This window comes from Achromobacter sp. (genome assembly GCF_036567245.1).
Lineage (GTDB): Bacteria > Pseudomonadota > Gammaproteobacteria > Burkholderiales > Burkholderiaceae_B > Achromobacter.
In genome coordinates this window covers 1-15,971 of record NZ_DATCUY010000505.1, presented here as the reverse complement: position 1 = coordinate 15,971, position 15,971 = coordinate 1, and the positions used below count along the sequence as shown (strand labels likewise).

Annotated in this window: 14 protein-coding genes; 9 read left to right on the top strand and 5 right to left on the bottom strand. The window is 67.2% G+C overall.

The window, feature by feature from the left end; genetic code table 11:
* The 3 genes from polA to VIR09_RS21405 all read left to right on the top strand — a co-directional run.
* The coding region (gene polA, locus VIR09_RS21415; protein WP_332014677.1) for a DNA polymerase I at positions 1-1,840 on the top strand (1,840 nt) is incomplete at its 5' end.
* Positions 1,841-1,958: 118 nt separating this feature from the next.
* The gene (locus VIR09_RS21410; protein WP_332014676.1) at positions 1,959-2,798 is read left to right on the top strand and encodes a ZIP family metal transporter; all 840 of its coding nucleotides are present in this window, start codon (positions 1,959-1,961) and stop codon (positions 2,796-2,798) included.
* Positions 2,799-2,870: 72 nt separating this feature from the next.
* A complete protein-coding gene (locus VIR09_RS21405; protein WP_332014675.1) occupies positions 2,871-3,659 on the top strand; it encodes a dienelactone hydrolase family protein in 789 nt (262 codons plus the stop codon).
* A 75-nt stretch (positions 3,660-3,734) separates the two neighbouring features.
* Here VIR09_RS21405 and VIR09_RS21400 read toward each other — a convergent pair whose 3' ends face one another.
* The gene (locus VIR09_RS21400; protein WP_332014674.1) at positions 3,735-5,396 is read right to left on the bottom strand and encodes a Na/Pi cotransporter family protein; all 1,662 of its coding nucleotides are present in this window, start codon (positions 5,394-5,396) and stop codon (positions 3,735-3,737) included.
* A gap of 173 nt (positions 5,397-5,569) precedes the next feature.
* Between VIR09_RS21400 and VIR09_RS21395 the strand changes: the two genes are divergently transcribed.
* Complete coding sequence (locus VIR09_RS21395) at positions 5,570-6,961, top strand: L-serine ammonia-lyase (protein ID WP_332014673.1); 1,392 nt, start codon at positions 5,570-5,572, stop codon at positions 6,959-6,961.
* Between the two features lie 66 nt (positions 6,962-7,027).
* Here VIR09_RS21395 and htpX read toward each other — a convergent pair whose 3' ends face one another.
* Positions 7,028-7,909 (bottom strand): protease HtpX, encoded by an 882-nt coding sequence (gene htpX, locus VIR09_RS21390; protein WP_332014672.1) that lies wholly within the window; start codon positions 7,907-7,909, stop codon positions 7,028-7,030.
* A 152-nt stretch (positions 7,910-8,061) separates the two neighbouring features.
* On the opposite strand from htpX, the gene VIR09_RS21385 reads away from it, so the two are divergent.
* Both VIR09_RS21385 and VIR09_RS21380 read left to right on the top strand, forming a co-directional pair.
* Entirely contained in the window at positions 8,062-8,916 is an 855-nt protein-coding gene (locus tag VIR09_RS21385) for a DMT family transporter (RefSeq protein WP_332014671.1), read from the top strand.
* Positions 8,917-8,953: 37 nt separating this feature from the next.
* Positions 8,954-9,805, top strand: a complete 852-nt coding sequence (locus tag VIR09_RS21380) for a sulfurtransferase (protein WP_332014670.1) — start codon at positions 8,954-8,956, stop codon at positions 9,803-9,805.
* A gap of 4 nt (positions 9,806-9,809) precedes the next feature.
* Here the strand turns inward: VIR09_RS21380 and VIR09_RS21375 are convergent, their stop codons facing one another.
* Positions 9,810-10,733, bottom strand: coding sequence for a LysR family transcriptional regulator (locus tag VIR09_RS21375; RefSeq protein ID WP_332014669.1), 924 nt, complete (start codon positions 10,731-10,733; stop codon positions 9,810-9,812).
* Positions 10,734-10,848: 115 nt separating this feature from the next.
* On the opposite strand from VIR09_RS21375, the gene VIR09_RS21370 reads away from it, so the two are divergent.
* Together VIR09_RS21370 and VIR09_RS21365 are read left to right on the top strand one after the other, a co-directional pair.
* Positions 10,849-12,042 (top strand): serine hydrolase domain-containing protein, encoded by a 1,194-nt coding sequence (locus VIR09_RS21370; RefSeq protein ID WP_332014668.1) that lies wholly within the window; start codon positions 10,849-10,851, stop codon positions 12,040-12,042.
* Positions 12,039-13,226, top strand: coding sequence for an MFS transporter (locus VIR09_RS21365; protein ID WP_332014667.1), 1,188 nt, complete (start codon positions 12,039-12,041; stop codon positions 13,224-13,226). Before VIR09_RS21370 ends, VIR09_RS21365 begins: the two co-directional genes overlap by 4 nt.
* Here VIR09_RS21365 and VIR09_RS21360 read toward each other — a convergent pair.
* Positions 13,204-13,773 carry a phosphonate degradation HD-domain oxygenase gene (locus tag VIR09_RS21360; RefSeq protein ID WP_332014666.1) on the bottom strand — a complete coding sequence of 190 codons (570 nt, stop codon included), beginning with the start codon at positions 13,771-13,773 and terminating at the stop codon, positions 13,204-13,206. The two genes, VIR09_RS21365 and VIR09_RS21360, sit on opposite strands and share 23 nt — an antisense overlap.
* Before the next feature lie 38 nt (positions 13,774-13,811).
* Entirely contained in the window at positions 13,812-14,675 is an 864-nt protein-coding gene (locus VIR09_RS21355) for a LysR family transcriptional regulator (protein WP_332014665.1), read from the bottom strand.
* A 148-nt stretch (positions 14,676-14,823) separates the two neighbouring features.
* Between VIR09_RS21355 and VIR09_RS21350 the strand changes: the two genes are divergently transcribed.
* Complete coding sequence (locus VIR09_RS21350; RefSeq protein ID WP_332014664.1) at positions 14,824-15,897, top strand: putative 2-aminoethylphosphonate ABC transporter ATP-binding protein; 1,074 nt, start codon at positions 14,824-14,826, stop codon at positions 15,895-15,897.
* The last annotated feature ends 74 nt before the right edge of the window (positions 15,898-15,971 follow it).

Below are 15,971 nucleotides of genomic sequence, written 5' to 3'. Positions count from 1 at the left end.
CGACGCCCGCATCGCGCACGAGGCGCCCGCCGTGCCCGTGGAACTCGACTATCAGATCCTCTCCGATTGGGCCGCCTTCGACGCCTGGATGGAGAAGCTGAAGGACGCGCCGCTGGTGGCGCTGGACACCGAGACCACTTCGTTGGACGAAATGCAGGCCCGGATGGTGGGCATGTCGCTGGCGGTGTCGCCCGGCGTGGCGTGCTACATCCCGGTCGCGCACCGCGGCCCGGACAACGCGCCGCAGTTGCCCAAGGCCGAGGTGCTGGCGCGCCTGAAACCCTGGCTGGAAGATGCGTCCCGCGCCAAGCTGCTGCACCATGCCAAGTACGACGCGCACGTGTTCGCCAACGAAGGCATCAAGCTGGCCGGCATCACCGAAGACACGATGCTGCAGGCCTATGTGCTGGAATCGCATCGCGGCGTGGGCTTGAACGACCTGGCCCAGCGCTACCTGGGCCGCAGCGGCGTGTCCTACGAGGACCTCTGCGGCAAGGGCGCCAAGCAGATCGGCTTTGACGAAGTGGCGGTGGACCAGGCCGGCCATTACGCCGCCGAAGACTCGGACTTCACCTTGCAGCTGCATCAGGTGCTGCGCCCGATGGTGGCGGCCGACGAAGGGCTGAACCGCATCTACCTGCTGGAAATGCAGGTGTCGGCGGTGCTGACCACGGTCGAACGCAATGGCGTCAAAGTGGATGCGGCGGAACTGGGGCGCCAGAGCCACAAGCTGGGCCAGGAAATGCTGCAGCTCGAACAGAAGGCCTACGAACTGGCCGGGCAGCCCTTCAACCTGAATTCCCCCAAGCAGCTGGGCGAGATCCTGTTCGGCCAAATGCAGCTGCCGGTGGTGCGCAAGACCGCCAGCGGCGCGCCGTCCACCGACGAAGAGGTGCTGAGCAAGCTGGCGCAGGATTACCCGCTGCCGCAAGTGCTGCTGGAATACCGCGGCCTGTCCAAGCTGAAGTCCACCTACACGGACAAGCTGCCGCGCATGATCAACCCGAACACCGGGCGCGTGCACACGCACTATTCGCAGGCCGCGGTCATCACCGGCCGCCTGGCCTCGTCCGATCCCAACCTGCAGAACATCCCGGTGCGCACCGAAGCCGGCCGGCGCGTGCGCGAGGCGTTCATCGCCGAGCAGGGCATGTTGCTGTCGGCGGACTATTCCCAGATCGAGCTGCGCATCATGGCGCACGTGTCGGATGACGCCAACCTGCAACGCGCCTTCGCGGCGGGCGAGGACATCCACCGCGCCACGGCCTCGGAAGTGTTCGGCGTGTCGCTGGAGGGCGTTTCCACCGAGCAGCGTCGCGCCGCCAAGGCCATCAACTTCGGCCTGATCTACGGCATGGGGGTGTTCGGCCTGGCGTCCAACCTGGGCATCACGCGCGATGCCGCGCAGGCCTACATCGACCGCTATTTCGCCCGCTATCCTGGCGTGGCGATGTACATGGACGACACCCGCCGCCGCGCGCGCGAACAGGGCTATGTGGAAACCGTCTTCGGACGCCGCCTGCAACTGCCGGAAATCCGCGGCGCCTCCGGCCCGCGCCGCCAGGGGGCCGAGCGGGCGGCCATCAACGCGCCCATGCAGGGCACGGCGGCCGATCTGATCAAGATGGCCATGATCGCGGTGCAGGATTGGCTGGAAGCCGAAAAGCTGCAGACGCGCATGATCATGCAGGTGCACGACGAACTGGTGCTGGAAGCTCCCGACGCCGAACTGGACCTGGTCAAGGAAGCGTTGCCGCGCCTGATGTGCAATGTGGCGACCCTGCGCGTGCCCTTGGTGGCCGAGGTGGGCATGGGCAAGAACTGGGAACAGGCCCACTAGGGCTTGAAGCGCGCTTGCCCGCAGGACAGGTGGGCCGCCTTCGGGCGGCCCATTTCCGTTTTTAGTATTGAAACAATATAATGTTGCGCTTCCCCCGCCTCTAAAGCGTCCCCCCAAAATGTTGCTGCTCTGGATTCTGCTCGCCACCGTCACCGGCGGGCTCATCGCCGTCCTGGTCGCCAGCTGGCTGGCCTACAAGGTCTTCGCGCAATACCTGCACCATATGGTCAGCCTGTCGGTGGGGGTGCTGCTGTCGGTGGCCCTGCTGCATCTGCTGCCCGAGGCGTTCGAGACCGGGGTGGGCGATGCCGATGTGCTGTTCGGCCTGATGCTGGCGTCGCTGATCGGCTTCTTCGTGCTGGAGAAGATCGCGCTGCTGCGGCACAGCCACCACCACGAGGGCGACGGCCATCATCACCACAAGGGGCATGACCGCCACGAGGCGGGCCGCGGCGGGGTGATGATCCTGATCGGCAGCTCGCTGCACAATCTGTGCGACGGCGTGCTGGTGGCCGCGGCTTTCCTGACCGATCCGCTGCTGGGCGTGCTGACCGCGGCGTCCATCATCGTCCATGAAGTGCCGCACAAGCTGGGCGACTTCGTGGTGCTGCTCAACGCCGGCCTGGCGCGCCGCCGTGCGTTCTCGCTGATCCTCTTCACCAGCTTGTGTTCAGCCGTGGGCGGCATAATAGGGTACTTCGTGCTGCAGCAGGCGCAAGCATGGGTGCCGTATGTCCTGGTGGTTGCGGCCAGCAGCTTCCTTTACATCTCGGTGGCCGACCTGATGCCGCAGATGCACGAACGGGTATCCCTGGCCGATGCCGTCCCGCAATTGCTGCTGGTCGGCGTGGGCGTGGCGCTGATCTACAGCGTCACGACGGTGATGCACCACGGGCATGACCACGACGCCGAAGCCGGCCGTGGCGCGCCGCAAGTGGAGCATGTCCACCGGCACTAGGACCGGCGCGAGGCCGTGCAGGCGCTGGCGGGATATCCGGCTTGGTTGATCATCCCTACACAGGAGTTCTTCATGAGTTTTTCCGCCGCAGCCGGCAATGTCGCCCCCACCGTGATCCACACGGACACTCAGGGGCTGGTCCACGGGGATTTCAAGCTGCCCGTGGCCGACAGCACGATCGACGCCTATTACGCCGCGCCCGAAGGCAAGCGCGACCTGCCCATCGTGCTGGTGGTGCAGGAAATCTTCGGCGTGCACGAGCACATCAAGGACCTGTGCCGCCGGGTCGCCAAGGCCGGCTACCTGGCCGTGGCCGCCAATCTCTACCAGCGCCAGGGCGACGCCTCGGTCTACACCGACATCCCGAAACTGATCGCCGAGCTGGTCAGCAAGGTGCCGGACGAACAGGTATTTGCGGATCTGGACGCCAGCGTGGCCTGGGCCGCCGCGCACGGCGGCGACCCCAAGCGCGTGGCGGTGACGGGCTTCTGCTGGGGCGGTCGCCTGACCTGGATGTACGCCGCGCACAACCCCGACGTGAAGGCCGCCGTGGCCTGGTACGGCAAGCTCAGCGTGGGCCATGGTCCGTTGATCAAGCGCTTTGCCTTCGACGTGGTCAACGAACTGCATGCGCCGGTACTGGGTTTGTATGGCGGCAAGGACGCCAGCATTCCGCTGGCCGACGTCGAGACCATGAAGGCCAAGCTGGCCGCGGGCAACGACAACGCCAGGCGTTCGGAGTTCGTGGTGTACCCCGAAGCCGACCACGCCTTCCTGGCGGACTACCGCGCCAGCTACAAGGCCGAGGCGGCGCAGGACGGCTGGAAGCGCATGCTGGATTGGTTCAAGCGGTACTTGTAGGAGCGGAGCCGGGGTGCGAAAGCGCCTCTTGCCGATTTGAAAAAGCCGACCTCGCGGGTCGGCTTTTTCTTCTTCTCAGTTCCCCGCTTCGCGCAGGCGGCTGGGCAGCAGTTCGCCGTGGCGCGCCAGCAAGGGATAGGCGGCCGCCCCCACCAGGTGGGAATTGATGCCCTTCATGTCGCGCAGGATATCCAGGTAGAGCGCGCCCACTTCGGCCGCATCGACCTCGCCCGCCTTGATCTTCTGCAGGTGGGTATCCGCCGCGTTGGTTTCAATCGAGCGGAAACGCGCCTTTTCGCCTGCCAGCGCACGGGCCTGACGCAGGTCGTCGTTGACGAACAGGGCGGCGGCGGTGCGCTGGTTGGCAATGAGTTGGCCCAGCGTGTCGTCCAGGCTGGCGCGCTGCTCGGGCGAGAACACCCAGCCCTGCTTGCGCAGCTTGGCGACGTGGCTGAGCAGGCCGTGGTGGGCGATGTCGCCGGCATGGCCGATATTGCTGGTGAAGGCCAGGATGTCGTCCAGGCGCTGGATGTCGTCGCGCGTCATGTTTTCCTGGTCCAGCGTGGCCAGGTAGGTGGTGATGGCGTTCTCCAGCTTGTCCAGCGCCGCGTCCAGCTGGCGCGCCTGCACCATGCGGTGGCGGTTGTCGCGCTTGAAGCCGGCGCGGGCGTAGAGCAGCAGGGTCTGCAGCATGTCGGCCATGCGCAGGGCTTCGCGCGCCGCGTTGCCCAGGGCCACGGCCGGCACGTCATGGGCCCATTCGTCCAGGTACTGGGGGCGCGACGGGTCGTTCGGATCCGCGCGCTTGGGCAGCCAGCGGGTCAGCAGGGCGGCATAGGGCGTCAGCAGCGGCAGGAAAACCAGGGCGATGACGGCGTTGAACAACGTGTGGAAGTTGGCCACGGCGCGGGCCGGGTCGGACGCCAGCTCGCTCATCATCGGCTGCAGGTAGGGCAGCAGTATCAGCCCGATCAGCACGCCCAGCACCCGCGTCAGCAGGTTGCCCAAGGGTAGACGGCGGGCGGCGGGGTCGTCGCCGGTCACGCCTTCGATCATGGGGTTGATGGCGGTGCCCAGGTTGGCGCCCAGCACCAGCGCAAAGGCGACGTGCGGGGCCACCATATGGTGGCTGGCCAGCGACATGACCAGCACCACCACGGCCACGCTGGAATGCGCCGCCCAGGTGAAGGCGGCCGCCAGCAGCACGGTGGCGACCGGCTGGGTCGACAGTGCGTCCAGGATCATGCCCAGCATGGGCGCGGTCTGGAACGGCTGGAACAGCTCGACCAACTGGTGCAGCGACAGCAGCAAGAGGCCCAGGCCGATGAAGACGCGGCCCAGGTCGCGCGTGCGCCCGGGCGGATAGCGGCGGAACATCCAGACGCCCGCCAGGATCAGGATGGGGGCCAGCGAGGTCAGGTCGAAGGACAGCAGCTGGACGATGAGCGTGGTGCCGACATTGGCGCCCAGCATGGCAGCCAGGGCCGGCGCCAGGGCGACGACGCCGCCGGCCGCGAAGCCGGTAATCATCAGGCCCGTGGCGGTGCTGCTCTGCAGCGCGGCGGTGATGCCCAGCCCGGCCGCAAAGGCTCGCAATCGGGTGCCCAGGGCCTTGCCCAGTGCCGCGCCCAGCGCGGCCCCGAAGGCGCGTTGCACGCCTGTTTGGACCATGTGTACGCCCCAGAGGAGCAGGGCGACGTAGCCGGCGAAGTCAAGCAGGGTAATAAGTCCGGACATCCTGGCGTGTTTCCATTCTTCTATGACAAGTAATAATTCTGTAATGATCGCATGTGCGGCGCTGGCGGGGGAACCTGTCCCCTCAATACAGCATACGCCTGCCGGGCCTGCTGCGCGCGGACTGGCCAGCGCGTATCATTGCTTCATCATTCGCAGATGCACTGGAGTTTTGCGTGGCCGTTTCCGTATTCGACCTGTTCAAGATAGGCATAGGCCCGTCTAGCTCCCATACGGTGGGGCCCATGCGGGCCGCCCTGTTGTTCGCGCAAGGCCTGGAGCGCGATGGCCTCATGCCGAGCGTGGCCGCGGTCCGAGCCGAGCTCTACGGGTCGCTGGGCGCCACGGGCAAGGGCCACGGCACCGACAAGGGCGTGCTGCTGGGCCTGATGGGCGAAGCCCCCGATACCGTGGATCCCGCCGCCATCGCCGGCATGGTCGCGTCGGTGCGCGCCAGCCGCCAACTGCCGCTGCTGGGGCGCCATCCGGTTCCCTTCGTGGAAAAGGAACACATGATGTTCTACCGCCGCGAAGCCATGGCGGAGCATCCTAACGGCATGAAGTTTCATGCGTTTGACGCCAATGGCGAGTCGCTGCGCGAAGCCCGCTACCTGTCGGTGGGCGGCGGCTTTGTGGTGACGGCCGGGGCGTCCAACAGCCAGGTCATCGCCGCGCACGACCAACTGCCGTTCCCGTTCCGCATGGGCCGCGAACTGATGTCCATGTGCCGCGAGAACGGGCTGTCGGTGGCGCAGCTGATGATGAAGAACGAGCTGACCTGGCGCGACGAGGCCGAGGTGCATGCCGGCCTGGACCGCATCTGGCAGGTGATGCAGGACTGCGTGTCGCGCGGCTGCGGCATCAACTATCCGGAAGCGGACGGCGAGCTGCCCGGCCCCTTGCGCGTGCGCCGCCGCGCGCCCGAGCTGTACCGCAACCTGACCCAGCGCGCCGAACGCACGCTCTCCGATCCCCTGTCCGTGATGGATTGGGTCAACCTGTACGCCATGGCGGTCAACGAAGAGAACGCCGCCGGCGGCCGGGTGGTGACGGCGCCGACCAACGGCGCGGCCGGCATCATTCCCGCCGTGCTGCACTACTACGACCGCTTCGTGCCCGGCTCCAACCGCGAGGGCGTGCGCGATTTCCTGCTGACCGCGGCGGCCGTGGGGCTGCTGTACAAGTACAACGCCTCGCTGTCGGGCGCCGAGGTCGGCTGTCAGGGCGAGGTCGGCGTGGCTTGTTCGATGGCGGCGGGCGGTCTGGCCGCGGCCCTGGGCGGCACGGTCGAACAGGTCGAGAACGCGGCCGAGATCGGCATGGAACACAACCTGGGCCTGACCTGCGACCCCGTCGGCGGCCTGGTGCAGATCCCCTGTATCGAGCGCAACGCCATGGCCTCCATCAAGGCCGTCAACGCCGCCCGCATGGCGCTGCGAGGCGACGGTCAGCATTACGTGTCGCTGGATTCCGTCATCAAGACCATGCGCGAAACCGGCGCCGACATGAAGACCAAATACAAGGAAACCGCGCGCGGCGGGCTGGCGGTGAACATTGTCGAGTGCTGACCGGTATTCCGGGTTGCGCCCAAGAAAAAGCCCCTCCGTGGAGGGGCTTTTTGCTGGCTGCGCGGCTTAGACCACGCGGGCGTTTTGCAGCGCGGCGATGCGGGCCGGAATCGGCGGGTGCGAGGCGAACATCGCGGCCAGGCCGCCCTTGCCGGTGATGCCCGAGGCTTCGAAGGACTTGGGCAGCTCGCCCGGCTCCAGGCCGCCCAGGCGGGCCAGGGCGCGGATCATGGGCTCGCGGGCGCCCATCAGGTGGGCCGAGCCGGCGTCGGCGCGGTACTCGCGCTGGCGCGAGAACCAGGCCACGATGATCGAGGCCAGCACGCCGAAAATGATTTCACAGACCAGCACGGTGATGTAGTAGCCCGGGCCGATGCCGCGTTCGTTCTTGAATACGACGCGGTCGATGAAGTAGCCGACCACGCGTGCCAGGAACACGACGAAGGTGTTGACCACGCCCTGGATCAGGGTCAGCGTGACCATGTCGCCGTTGGCGATGTGGGCGACTTCGTGGGCCAGCACGGCGGCGACTTCTTCTTCGCTCATGCTTTCCAGCAGGCCGGTGGACACGGCGACCAGGGAGTCGTTCTTGAACGCGCCGGTGGCGAAGGCGTTGGGCGCGCCTTCATAGATGGCGACTTCCGGGCGGCCGATGCCGGCGCGGTCGGCCAGCTGGTGCACGGTGTCGACCAGCCAGGCTTCGCGCTGGTTGCGCGGCGAGTTCGGGTCCAGCACCTGGGCGCCGGTACTCCATTTGGCCATGGGCTTGCTGATCAGCAGCGAGATGATCGCGCCGGTAAAGCCCACCACGACCGAGAAGATCAGCAGGGCGTTGAGGTTCAGGCCGTTGGCGGTGATGTAGCGGTCTACGCCCAGGATGCGCAGCGTGGCCGACAGCACGAGCATGACGGCCAGGTTGGTAATGACGAACAGGACAATGCGTTTCATGTTTTTTGTGTTCCTCTGCGAGCAGGATATGCCGGGATTCGACATCGCGGCGGCCCGCCAGTTCCCCGACCTGCGGCGCCGCTTCCGGTGACGGAGAGTATAGTATCGCTTTCCCTTATTCCTCCTCACTTTTCCCTTAGCGTAGACCCCCCATGCAGGCACTTTGGATGTTGCTGGCGTCCGCCATGTTCGCCATCATGGGTTCGTTCGTGAAGCTCGGCACCGAGCACGGCGCGTCGCTGCCGCAAGTGGTTCTTTTCCGCGGACTGCCGTCGGTCATCCTGCTGCTGATCTGGGCCCGCGCCGGCCGCCAATCCATTGTTCCGACCAGCTGGAAGCTGCACCTGTGGCGCAACCTGTCCGGCGTCACGTCGATGTGGCTGGGCTTTTTCGCCATTGCCCATCTTCCCCTGGCCACCGCTACCAGCCTGAACTACACGGCGCCGCTGTTTATTGCCTGTTGGATGCTGGGTTGGGGCGGCGCGCAGCGCGACCCCGTACGCATCCTGGCGGTGGCGCTGGGCTTCCTGGGCGTGATCGCCGTGCTGCGGCCCAGCATCAACGAAGACCAATGGCTGGCCGCCGTCCTCGGCATGGCCGCAGGCGCCATGTCCGCCATCGCCATGATGCAGATCCGCCAGTTGGGCCGGATCGGCGAACCCGAATGGCGCACCGTGCTGTTTTTCTCGGTGGCGGTGTGCGTGTCCAGCCTGGCCGGGCTGGCGTTCGAGGGCTGGGGCCATGCCGACTGGACGGGCTATCTGTCGCTGCTGGGCGTGGGCGTCGCGGGGTTGTTCGGCCAGTTGGCCATGACGCGAGCCTTCGGCGTGGGTTCCGCGCTGCTGACGGCGGCCCTGCAATACAGCACCATCATCTTTGCTGCCCTGCTGGGCATGGGGCTATGGGGCGACCGTCTGGACGCCCTGGCCTGGGCCGGCATGGGCCTGATCATTTTCGCGGGCTTGCTGTCGGTATGGCGCACCATGCGCGATCCCAAACCGGCCTGATCCGCGGTTTCCTCAGCTCACCACAGGAGCACACCGAATGACGATGACCCTGATTTCCGCCGCCGACCTGGCCGCGCGCTTGAATGCGCCCGATGTGCGCGTGTTCGATGTGCGCCACGACCTGAGCAACCACGCGGCGGGCCGTCAGGCCTATGACGCCGGCCATATCCCCGGCGCCCGCTACCTGGACCACGAAACCGAGTTGTCCGCGGCCCGCAGCGGCAAGAACGGCCGCCATCCCTTGCCCTCGCGCGGCGAAGTCGGCGCGCTGATGGCCGCGCATGGCGTCACGCCCCAGACGCTGGTGGTGGCCTATGACGCCAGCGGCGGCATGTATGCCGCGCACCTGTGGTGGATGCTGCGCTGGCTGGGACATGATCAGGTGGCCGTGCTGGACGGCGGCTGGCAGGCATGGACGGCGGCTGGACTGCCGACCACGACCGAAGCCGTGGCTGCCGTGCGCGCCGGCGATCCGGTCGAGCCGGGCGCCTCGCTGGCTGGCTCGGTGGACGCCCAGGCGGTGCTGGACAACATTCCCCGCCAGGCCTTCACCGTGATCGATGCGCGCGCAGCCAACCGCTACCGCGGCGAGGTCGAACCCATGGACCCGGTAGCCGGCCATATTCCGGGCGCGCTGAACCGCCCCAACGGCGAGAACCTCCGGGCTGACGGCCGCTTCAAGCCGGCCGCGCAGCTGCGCGAGGAATTCGCCAGCCTGCTGGATGGCCGCGATCCCGCGGCCATCGTGCACCAGTGCGGCTCGGGCATCACGGCCTGCCACAACCTGTTGTCGATGGAGATCGCCGGCCTGTCGGGTTCGCGCCTGTACCCGGGCTCCTGGAGCGAGTGGTGCAGCGACCCGTCCCGGCCGGTGGCCAAGGGCGCCTAGGCTCCTAGCGCCTGGGGCGATCCCCAGGCGTGGACGCCTTGGCGTTCGCAAAGACTCTTGAACCAAGAAAGTCCACCAGCGCCCGGACTTTAGGCGACGGCTGCTTGCTGGCGGGCCAGAGCATGTGGAAGACGTTGGTGCGTTCAGCCTGTCCGGCCAGGACCTGCACTAGGCGCCCGTCCGCCAGGGGCTCGCGGATAGCGAAGTCCGGCAGGTAGGCGATACCCAACCCTTGCAACGCAAAGCAGGCGCGCGTCTCGATGTTGTTGCAGATCATCGAGACGGGCAACTGCAGTTCAGGTTCGCCCCCGGCTTGCCGCAACGCCCAGGTCTCCAGCTTGCCGCTGCTGGGAAAGCGGTAGTGCAGGCAGCTGTGATGCAGCAGATCGGCCGGCGCCTGGGGCGTGCCCCGGCTGGCCAGATAGGCGGGCGAGGCAACCAGCAGGATCTGGAATGAACCCAGGCGGCGCGCCGACAGGCGGGAGTCGGCTGGCTCGCCCGTGCGCACCACGGCATCGAAGCCTTCTTCGATCACATCCACCATGCGGTCGGTGAAATCCAGATCGAGTTCGATCTCGGGATACGCGCGCATGAACTCGCCCAGCACGGGCAGCACCAGCCCGCTGACCAGTGGCAGGCTGACCCGCAGGCGTCCGCGCGGCGCGGCGGCGGCATGCGACAACTCCAGCTCGGCCGCCTCGATTTCGGCCAGGATGCGGCGGCTACGCTCCAGGAACAGCATGCCTTCGGCCGTCAGCGTGACGCTGCGCGTGCTGCGGTGGAACAGGCGCACCCCCAGCTTGTCTTCCAGCCGCGCCACGCTTTTGCCGATAGCGGACGCCGACACGCCGAGCTGCCGGCCGGCCGCCACGAAGCTGCGTGTTTCGGCGACCTGCACGAACACGACAAAGCCATTCAGGCTGTCCATTTTTCCCCCCGATTGCGGACATTCAGTTCCGCATAAGAAGGAAATGTAGCCTACTTTTTCTTTAATCAAGGCGATCTTATCGTCTAGGCACCTCAGATTGAGCCGAGATGTTGCCATGACAAATCCCACACTTTCCTTGCGCCGGAGCCCTGCACCCGCGCACCTTCCTGCCCGCATCCAGGCGGTCGTCCAGCAGGCGCTGGACGACCGGCGGTTGGTCGGCGCCGTGGTGCTGGTTGCTCGCGACGGCGAGTTGATCCACCAGCAGGCCGCCGGTCATGCCGACCGCGAGAGCGCGCGTCCGATGACGCTGGATACGGTCTTCCGGCTGGCTTCCGTGAGCAAGCCTATCGTCTCCACTGCGGCACTGGCGCTGGTCGGGCAAGGCCGGCTCGAGCTGGACGCGGATATTGGACGCTGGCTGCCGGAGTTCCAGCCCAGGCTGGCCGACGGCCGCCCGGCGCGCATCACGGCGCGGCAATTGCTGAGCCATACCGCAGGCCTGGGCTACCGCTTCTTCGAGGCTGACGCGCATGGGCCCTACGCGCGGGCCGGCGTGTCGGACGGCATGGATGCGTCCCGCTTCAGCCTGCAGGAAAACCTGCGCCGCCTCGCCAGCGTGCCGCTGCTGTATGAACCGGGCACGGCCTGGGGCTACTCGCTGGCGACAGACGTGCTGGGCGCGCTGATCGAACGCATCGCAGACACTACGTTGGACGAGGCGGTGTGGCGCTGGGTAACCGGCCCATTGCGCATGTCCGATACCGGCTTCGTTGCGCACGACCCGCGCCGCGTGGCTACCGCCTATGTGAACGCTTCGCCGCAACCGCAGCGCCTGGCCGAGGGCGAGACGGTCGCGGCCTTCGACGGCACGGTCGGCATCGCGTACAGTCCGGCCCGCATCTTCGATGCCCGGGCCTTCCCTTCGGGTGGCGCCGGCATGGCGGGCACCGCGGGGGATTTTCTGCGGCTGCTGGAAGCCTTGCGGCAGGGGGGCGGCGCGCTCCTGCCCAGCAAGCTGATCGCGGAGATGGGGCGTGACCAGACTGGGGGCCGGGATCTGCCCGATGTGCCGGGTTTCGGCTTCGGCCTGGGTTTTTCAGTGCTGCGCGACCCGTTAGCCGCCGCCTCGCCGGAATCGCCTGGCACCTGGCGCTGGGGCGGCGCCTATGGTCATTCATGGTTCGTGGATCGGGCGCGGGGGCTAAGCGTGGTTGCCTTCACCAACACGCTCTATGAAGGCATGTCGGGTCGTTACGTCGCCGAGCTGCGCGATGCTGTCTATGGCGCACTGGAGTCAGGTCGATGAGCGCCGCTGCACATGACCGCCTGCCGCTGGGCTCGCTGCTGGCGCTGGCCATGGCCGGCTTCATCACGATCCTGACCGAGGCGCTGCCGGCCGGGCTGCTGCCGCAGATGGCGCAGGGCCTGGCCGTGTCCCAGGCCAGCATCGGCCAGACCGTCACCATTTACGCGATCGGTTCGCTGGTGGCGGCGATACCGCTGGTCGCCGCCACCCGGGGAGTCCGGCGCCGGCCGCTGTTGCTGGCGGCGATCGCCGGGTTTGTGCTTGCCAACACCGTGACCGCGCTGTCATCCGGCTATGTGCTGACCATGGCTGCGCGCTTTCTGGCGGGCATGTCGGCGGGGCTGTTGTGGGCGCTGGTGGCCGGCTACGCCGCGCGCATGGTGCCGGCGCATCAGCAGGGCCGCGCGATTGCGGTGGCGATGCTAGGCGCGCCGCTGGCGCTGTCGCTGGGCGTTCCGGCCGGAACCTTCCTGGGCGCGCTGTGGGGCTGGCGCATCGGCTTCGGCATCATGAGCGGGCTGGCGTTGATCCTGATGGTCTGGGTGCGCCTGCGGGTGCCGGACTTTGCGGGACAGGCACGGGGCCGGCAACTGCCGCTGCGGCGCGTATTCCTGCTGCCTGGCGTGCGTCCGGTGCTATTTGCCGTGCTGGCGTTCGTGTTGGCGCACAACATTCTCTACATCTATATCGCGCCGTTCCTGGCCTCGGTGGGGATGGCCGCGAGCACCGAGCTGGTGCTGCTGGTGTTCGGACTGAGTTCCTTGCTAGGCATCTGGCTGGTCGGGACGCTGATCGACCGCCATCTGCGCGCGCTGACCCTCGCCTGCATAGCGCTGTTCGGCCTGGCCGCGTTGACGCTGGGCATCGCGGGCGGCATGCCGGCCATGCTCTATCTGGCAGTCGGCGCCTGGGGCGTTGCGTTTGGCGGCTCGCCGACGCTGTTCCAGACCGCGCTGGCCAAGACGGCCGGCGAGGCCGCGGACGCCGCGCAGTCCATGCTGGTCACGGCGTGGAACACGGCCATCGCCGCGGGTGGCGTTGTCGGCGGCGCGCTGCTGGAACGCCTGGGCGTGGCCGCGTTCATGCCGGTCCTGCTGGCGCTGCTGGCGGCGACGCTGGCGGTTGTCTGGACCGCCAGCAAGCATGGCTTTCCCGCCAGCCCTACCAGATGGCAGCCAGCTTGACCCGCCCGGAGACGCCCTCGGCGATCTCCAGGAAATGATCCAGGGGCGGCGTGGCCAATCCGGGAACCTTGGCCATGTCGTCCCAGCGCCTCAGGCGGATCGCATCCGGCGCGCCCGGCATGCTCGCGAAATCCACCGCCTGGCCCGCATCGAAACTGCCCCCCTGTAGCGCCAGGCTGCGTTTCGAATCCTCCGAGAGCGACGCTTCATATTGCGGTTCCACATAGCAGAGGTAGCGCTTGGCCTCCACATGCAGCCGGATCGGGTCCAGCACCGCGGGGCCGAACAGGCCGCGCAGGAAGGGCAGCACGAAATACTGGTGCTTGTCGTCGAGGCCGCGCAGCGTGGGCGTGCCCGGCCGGTCGGCGATGAGATGGCCCAGGTCGTGCAGCAGGCTGGCGGTGATCAGGTGGGCGCCGGCGCCGTGGCGTTCGGCCAGGGCCGCGGTCTGCAGCGCATGCCGCAGGTGGCTGACGGATTCGCCGTCATAGGAGCGGTGCCCGCGCTCCAGGAAAATCTGTTCGATATCTTGCAAGGTCAAGGCCATGGTTGTCTCCTGGGTGGCCGCATAGGGGAGGGCGGCGCTCAGCCGGCGGCTGGCGCCATCTCCAGAAAGCGCGCGATCAGCTGCACCGGTTGGCGCTCGCGCAGGCAGTACAGGTATTCATGCATCACGATGCCGGCGCCCTCGATGTCCAGGGCCGCCAGTTCGGGATGGGAAGGGATCTCGCGCGAAGGAATCAGGCTGATCCCCAGTCCGCACAGGATGGCCTGGCGGATCGACTCGCGGCTGCCGATCTCCAGCGTGCGGCGCACGGCGATGCCGGCCGCCTGCAAGGCGTCCTCCGTCAGCTGCCGCGTCATGGAGCCGGGTTCGCGCAACAGCAGCGCGTGTTCGGCCAGGTCGGCCAGGCGGACCTGGCTGTGGCGCGCCAGGGGATGGTCGCGATGCGCCACCACCCGGATGGGATCGGCGGCGATCATGCGCCGGTACAGGTGCTTGTCATCCATCAGAAAAGATGAGGTGGCAATCTCGATGCGATAGTCATGCAGCGCCTGCAGCATGCTTTGCGAATTGCCGATGGCCAGGGTCAGGTCGATGCCTGGGTAGCGTTGGTTGTAGGCCCGTACCGTATCCATGATGTAGTAGGGGCCGGTGGCGCCGATGCGCAGATTGCCTTCGCGCAGGTCGCTGGCGTCGCGCAGGCGGAAATCGATCTCGGTTTCCTGCTGGACCAGCTTCTCCACCATGGGCATCAGGCTGTGGCCGGCGTCCGACAGACGCATGCCGCGCCCCTGGCGGTGGAACAGCTCGACGCCGTAACGGGACTCCAGCTGGCGCAATTGCCCCGTCACCGTGGGTTGGCTGACACCCAACTGGGCGGCAGCCTTGGTGACGGTGCCGCAGCGGGCCACGGCATAGAAGGATTTGAGTTCGGCGACAAGCACGGTTTTCGGGGGCGGAATAGGGGCGCAATGCGCAAGACCGCCAGTACACCAAAATAATTTGATGTTTTTATTACTGCATTTGCGCGAAGTGTCATAAACACTCAATAAGCGTCTTCCATACTGCCTTCGTTCCCAAACCGGAGGCCCCATGGCCGAACGCGATACCGCATTTCTCTCTGTCAGGCATCTAGTGAAGCGCTTTGGCAGCCATACCGCGCTGTCGGACGTCTCGCTCGACATCCGCGCCGGGGAGCTGGTGTGCCTGCTGGGCCCTTCGGGCTGCGGCAAGACCACCTTGCTGCGCGCCATCGCCGGCCTGGAGCGGCAGGACAGCGGCACCATCGTGCTGTCCGGGCGCGACATCTCGCACGCCGAACCGCAGGCGCGCGACTACGGCATCCTGTTCCAGTCGTACGCGCTGTTTCCCAACCTGACCGTGGCCCAGAACGTGGCCTACGGCCTGAGCGGCAAACGCGCGCACCGCAACCACGTCGCCAACCGCGTCGAGGAAATGCTGACCCTGGTCGGGCTGAGCGGCGCGGCCGGTAAATATCCAGGACAGATCTCCGGCGGACAGCAGCAGCGCGTGGCCCTGGCGCGCGCGTTGGCGCCGTCGCCGTCGCTGCTGTTGCTGGACGAACCCATGTCGGCGCTGGACGCCCGCGTCCGCGAGCATCTGCGCATCGAACTGCGCGCCCTGCAGAAGCGCCTGTCCATCACCACGCTGATGGTCACGCATGACCAGGAAGAGGCCATGGTGATGGCCGACCGCATCGCCGTCATGAATGGCGGAATCATCGAGCAATACGGCACGCCGCGGGAACTCTACCGCCAGCCGGGGTCGGCCTTTATCGCCGATTTCGTGGGCGAAGCGAATTGGCTGCCATTCGAGCGCCTGGATGCGCACCGCGCCCGCGTCGGACGCCAGGAGCTGGCCGTGGACGAGGCGCTGGACGCCGCCAGCGGCAAGCTTTTCGTGCGGCCGGAAGCGGTGCGCGTCAGCACTGCGCGCCCGGACCAGCCGAACGCCATGCTGGCCGACGTGCTGGACGGCGTGTTCCTGGGCCGCGGCTATCGCCTGGCCCTGCGCCTGGAAGGCGTACCCGGCAGCACGGTGCATTCCATCGTGTCCCCCGAAACCGGAGACGCCCTGCTGGGCCCTCACGCCGCCAGCCGCTGCTGGGTGGAGCTGCCGCGCCATGCGATACGCGCCTACGCTTGATCCCGCCATGAACCGTTCCTCCACCACGGCCGCCCCGGCCCCGGCCAGCATCGCGGCGCCCGCGCCGATGCTGG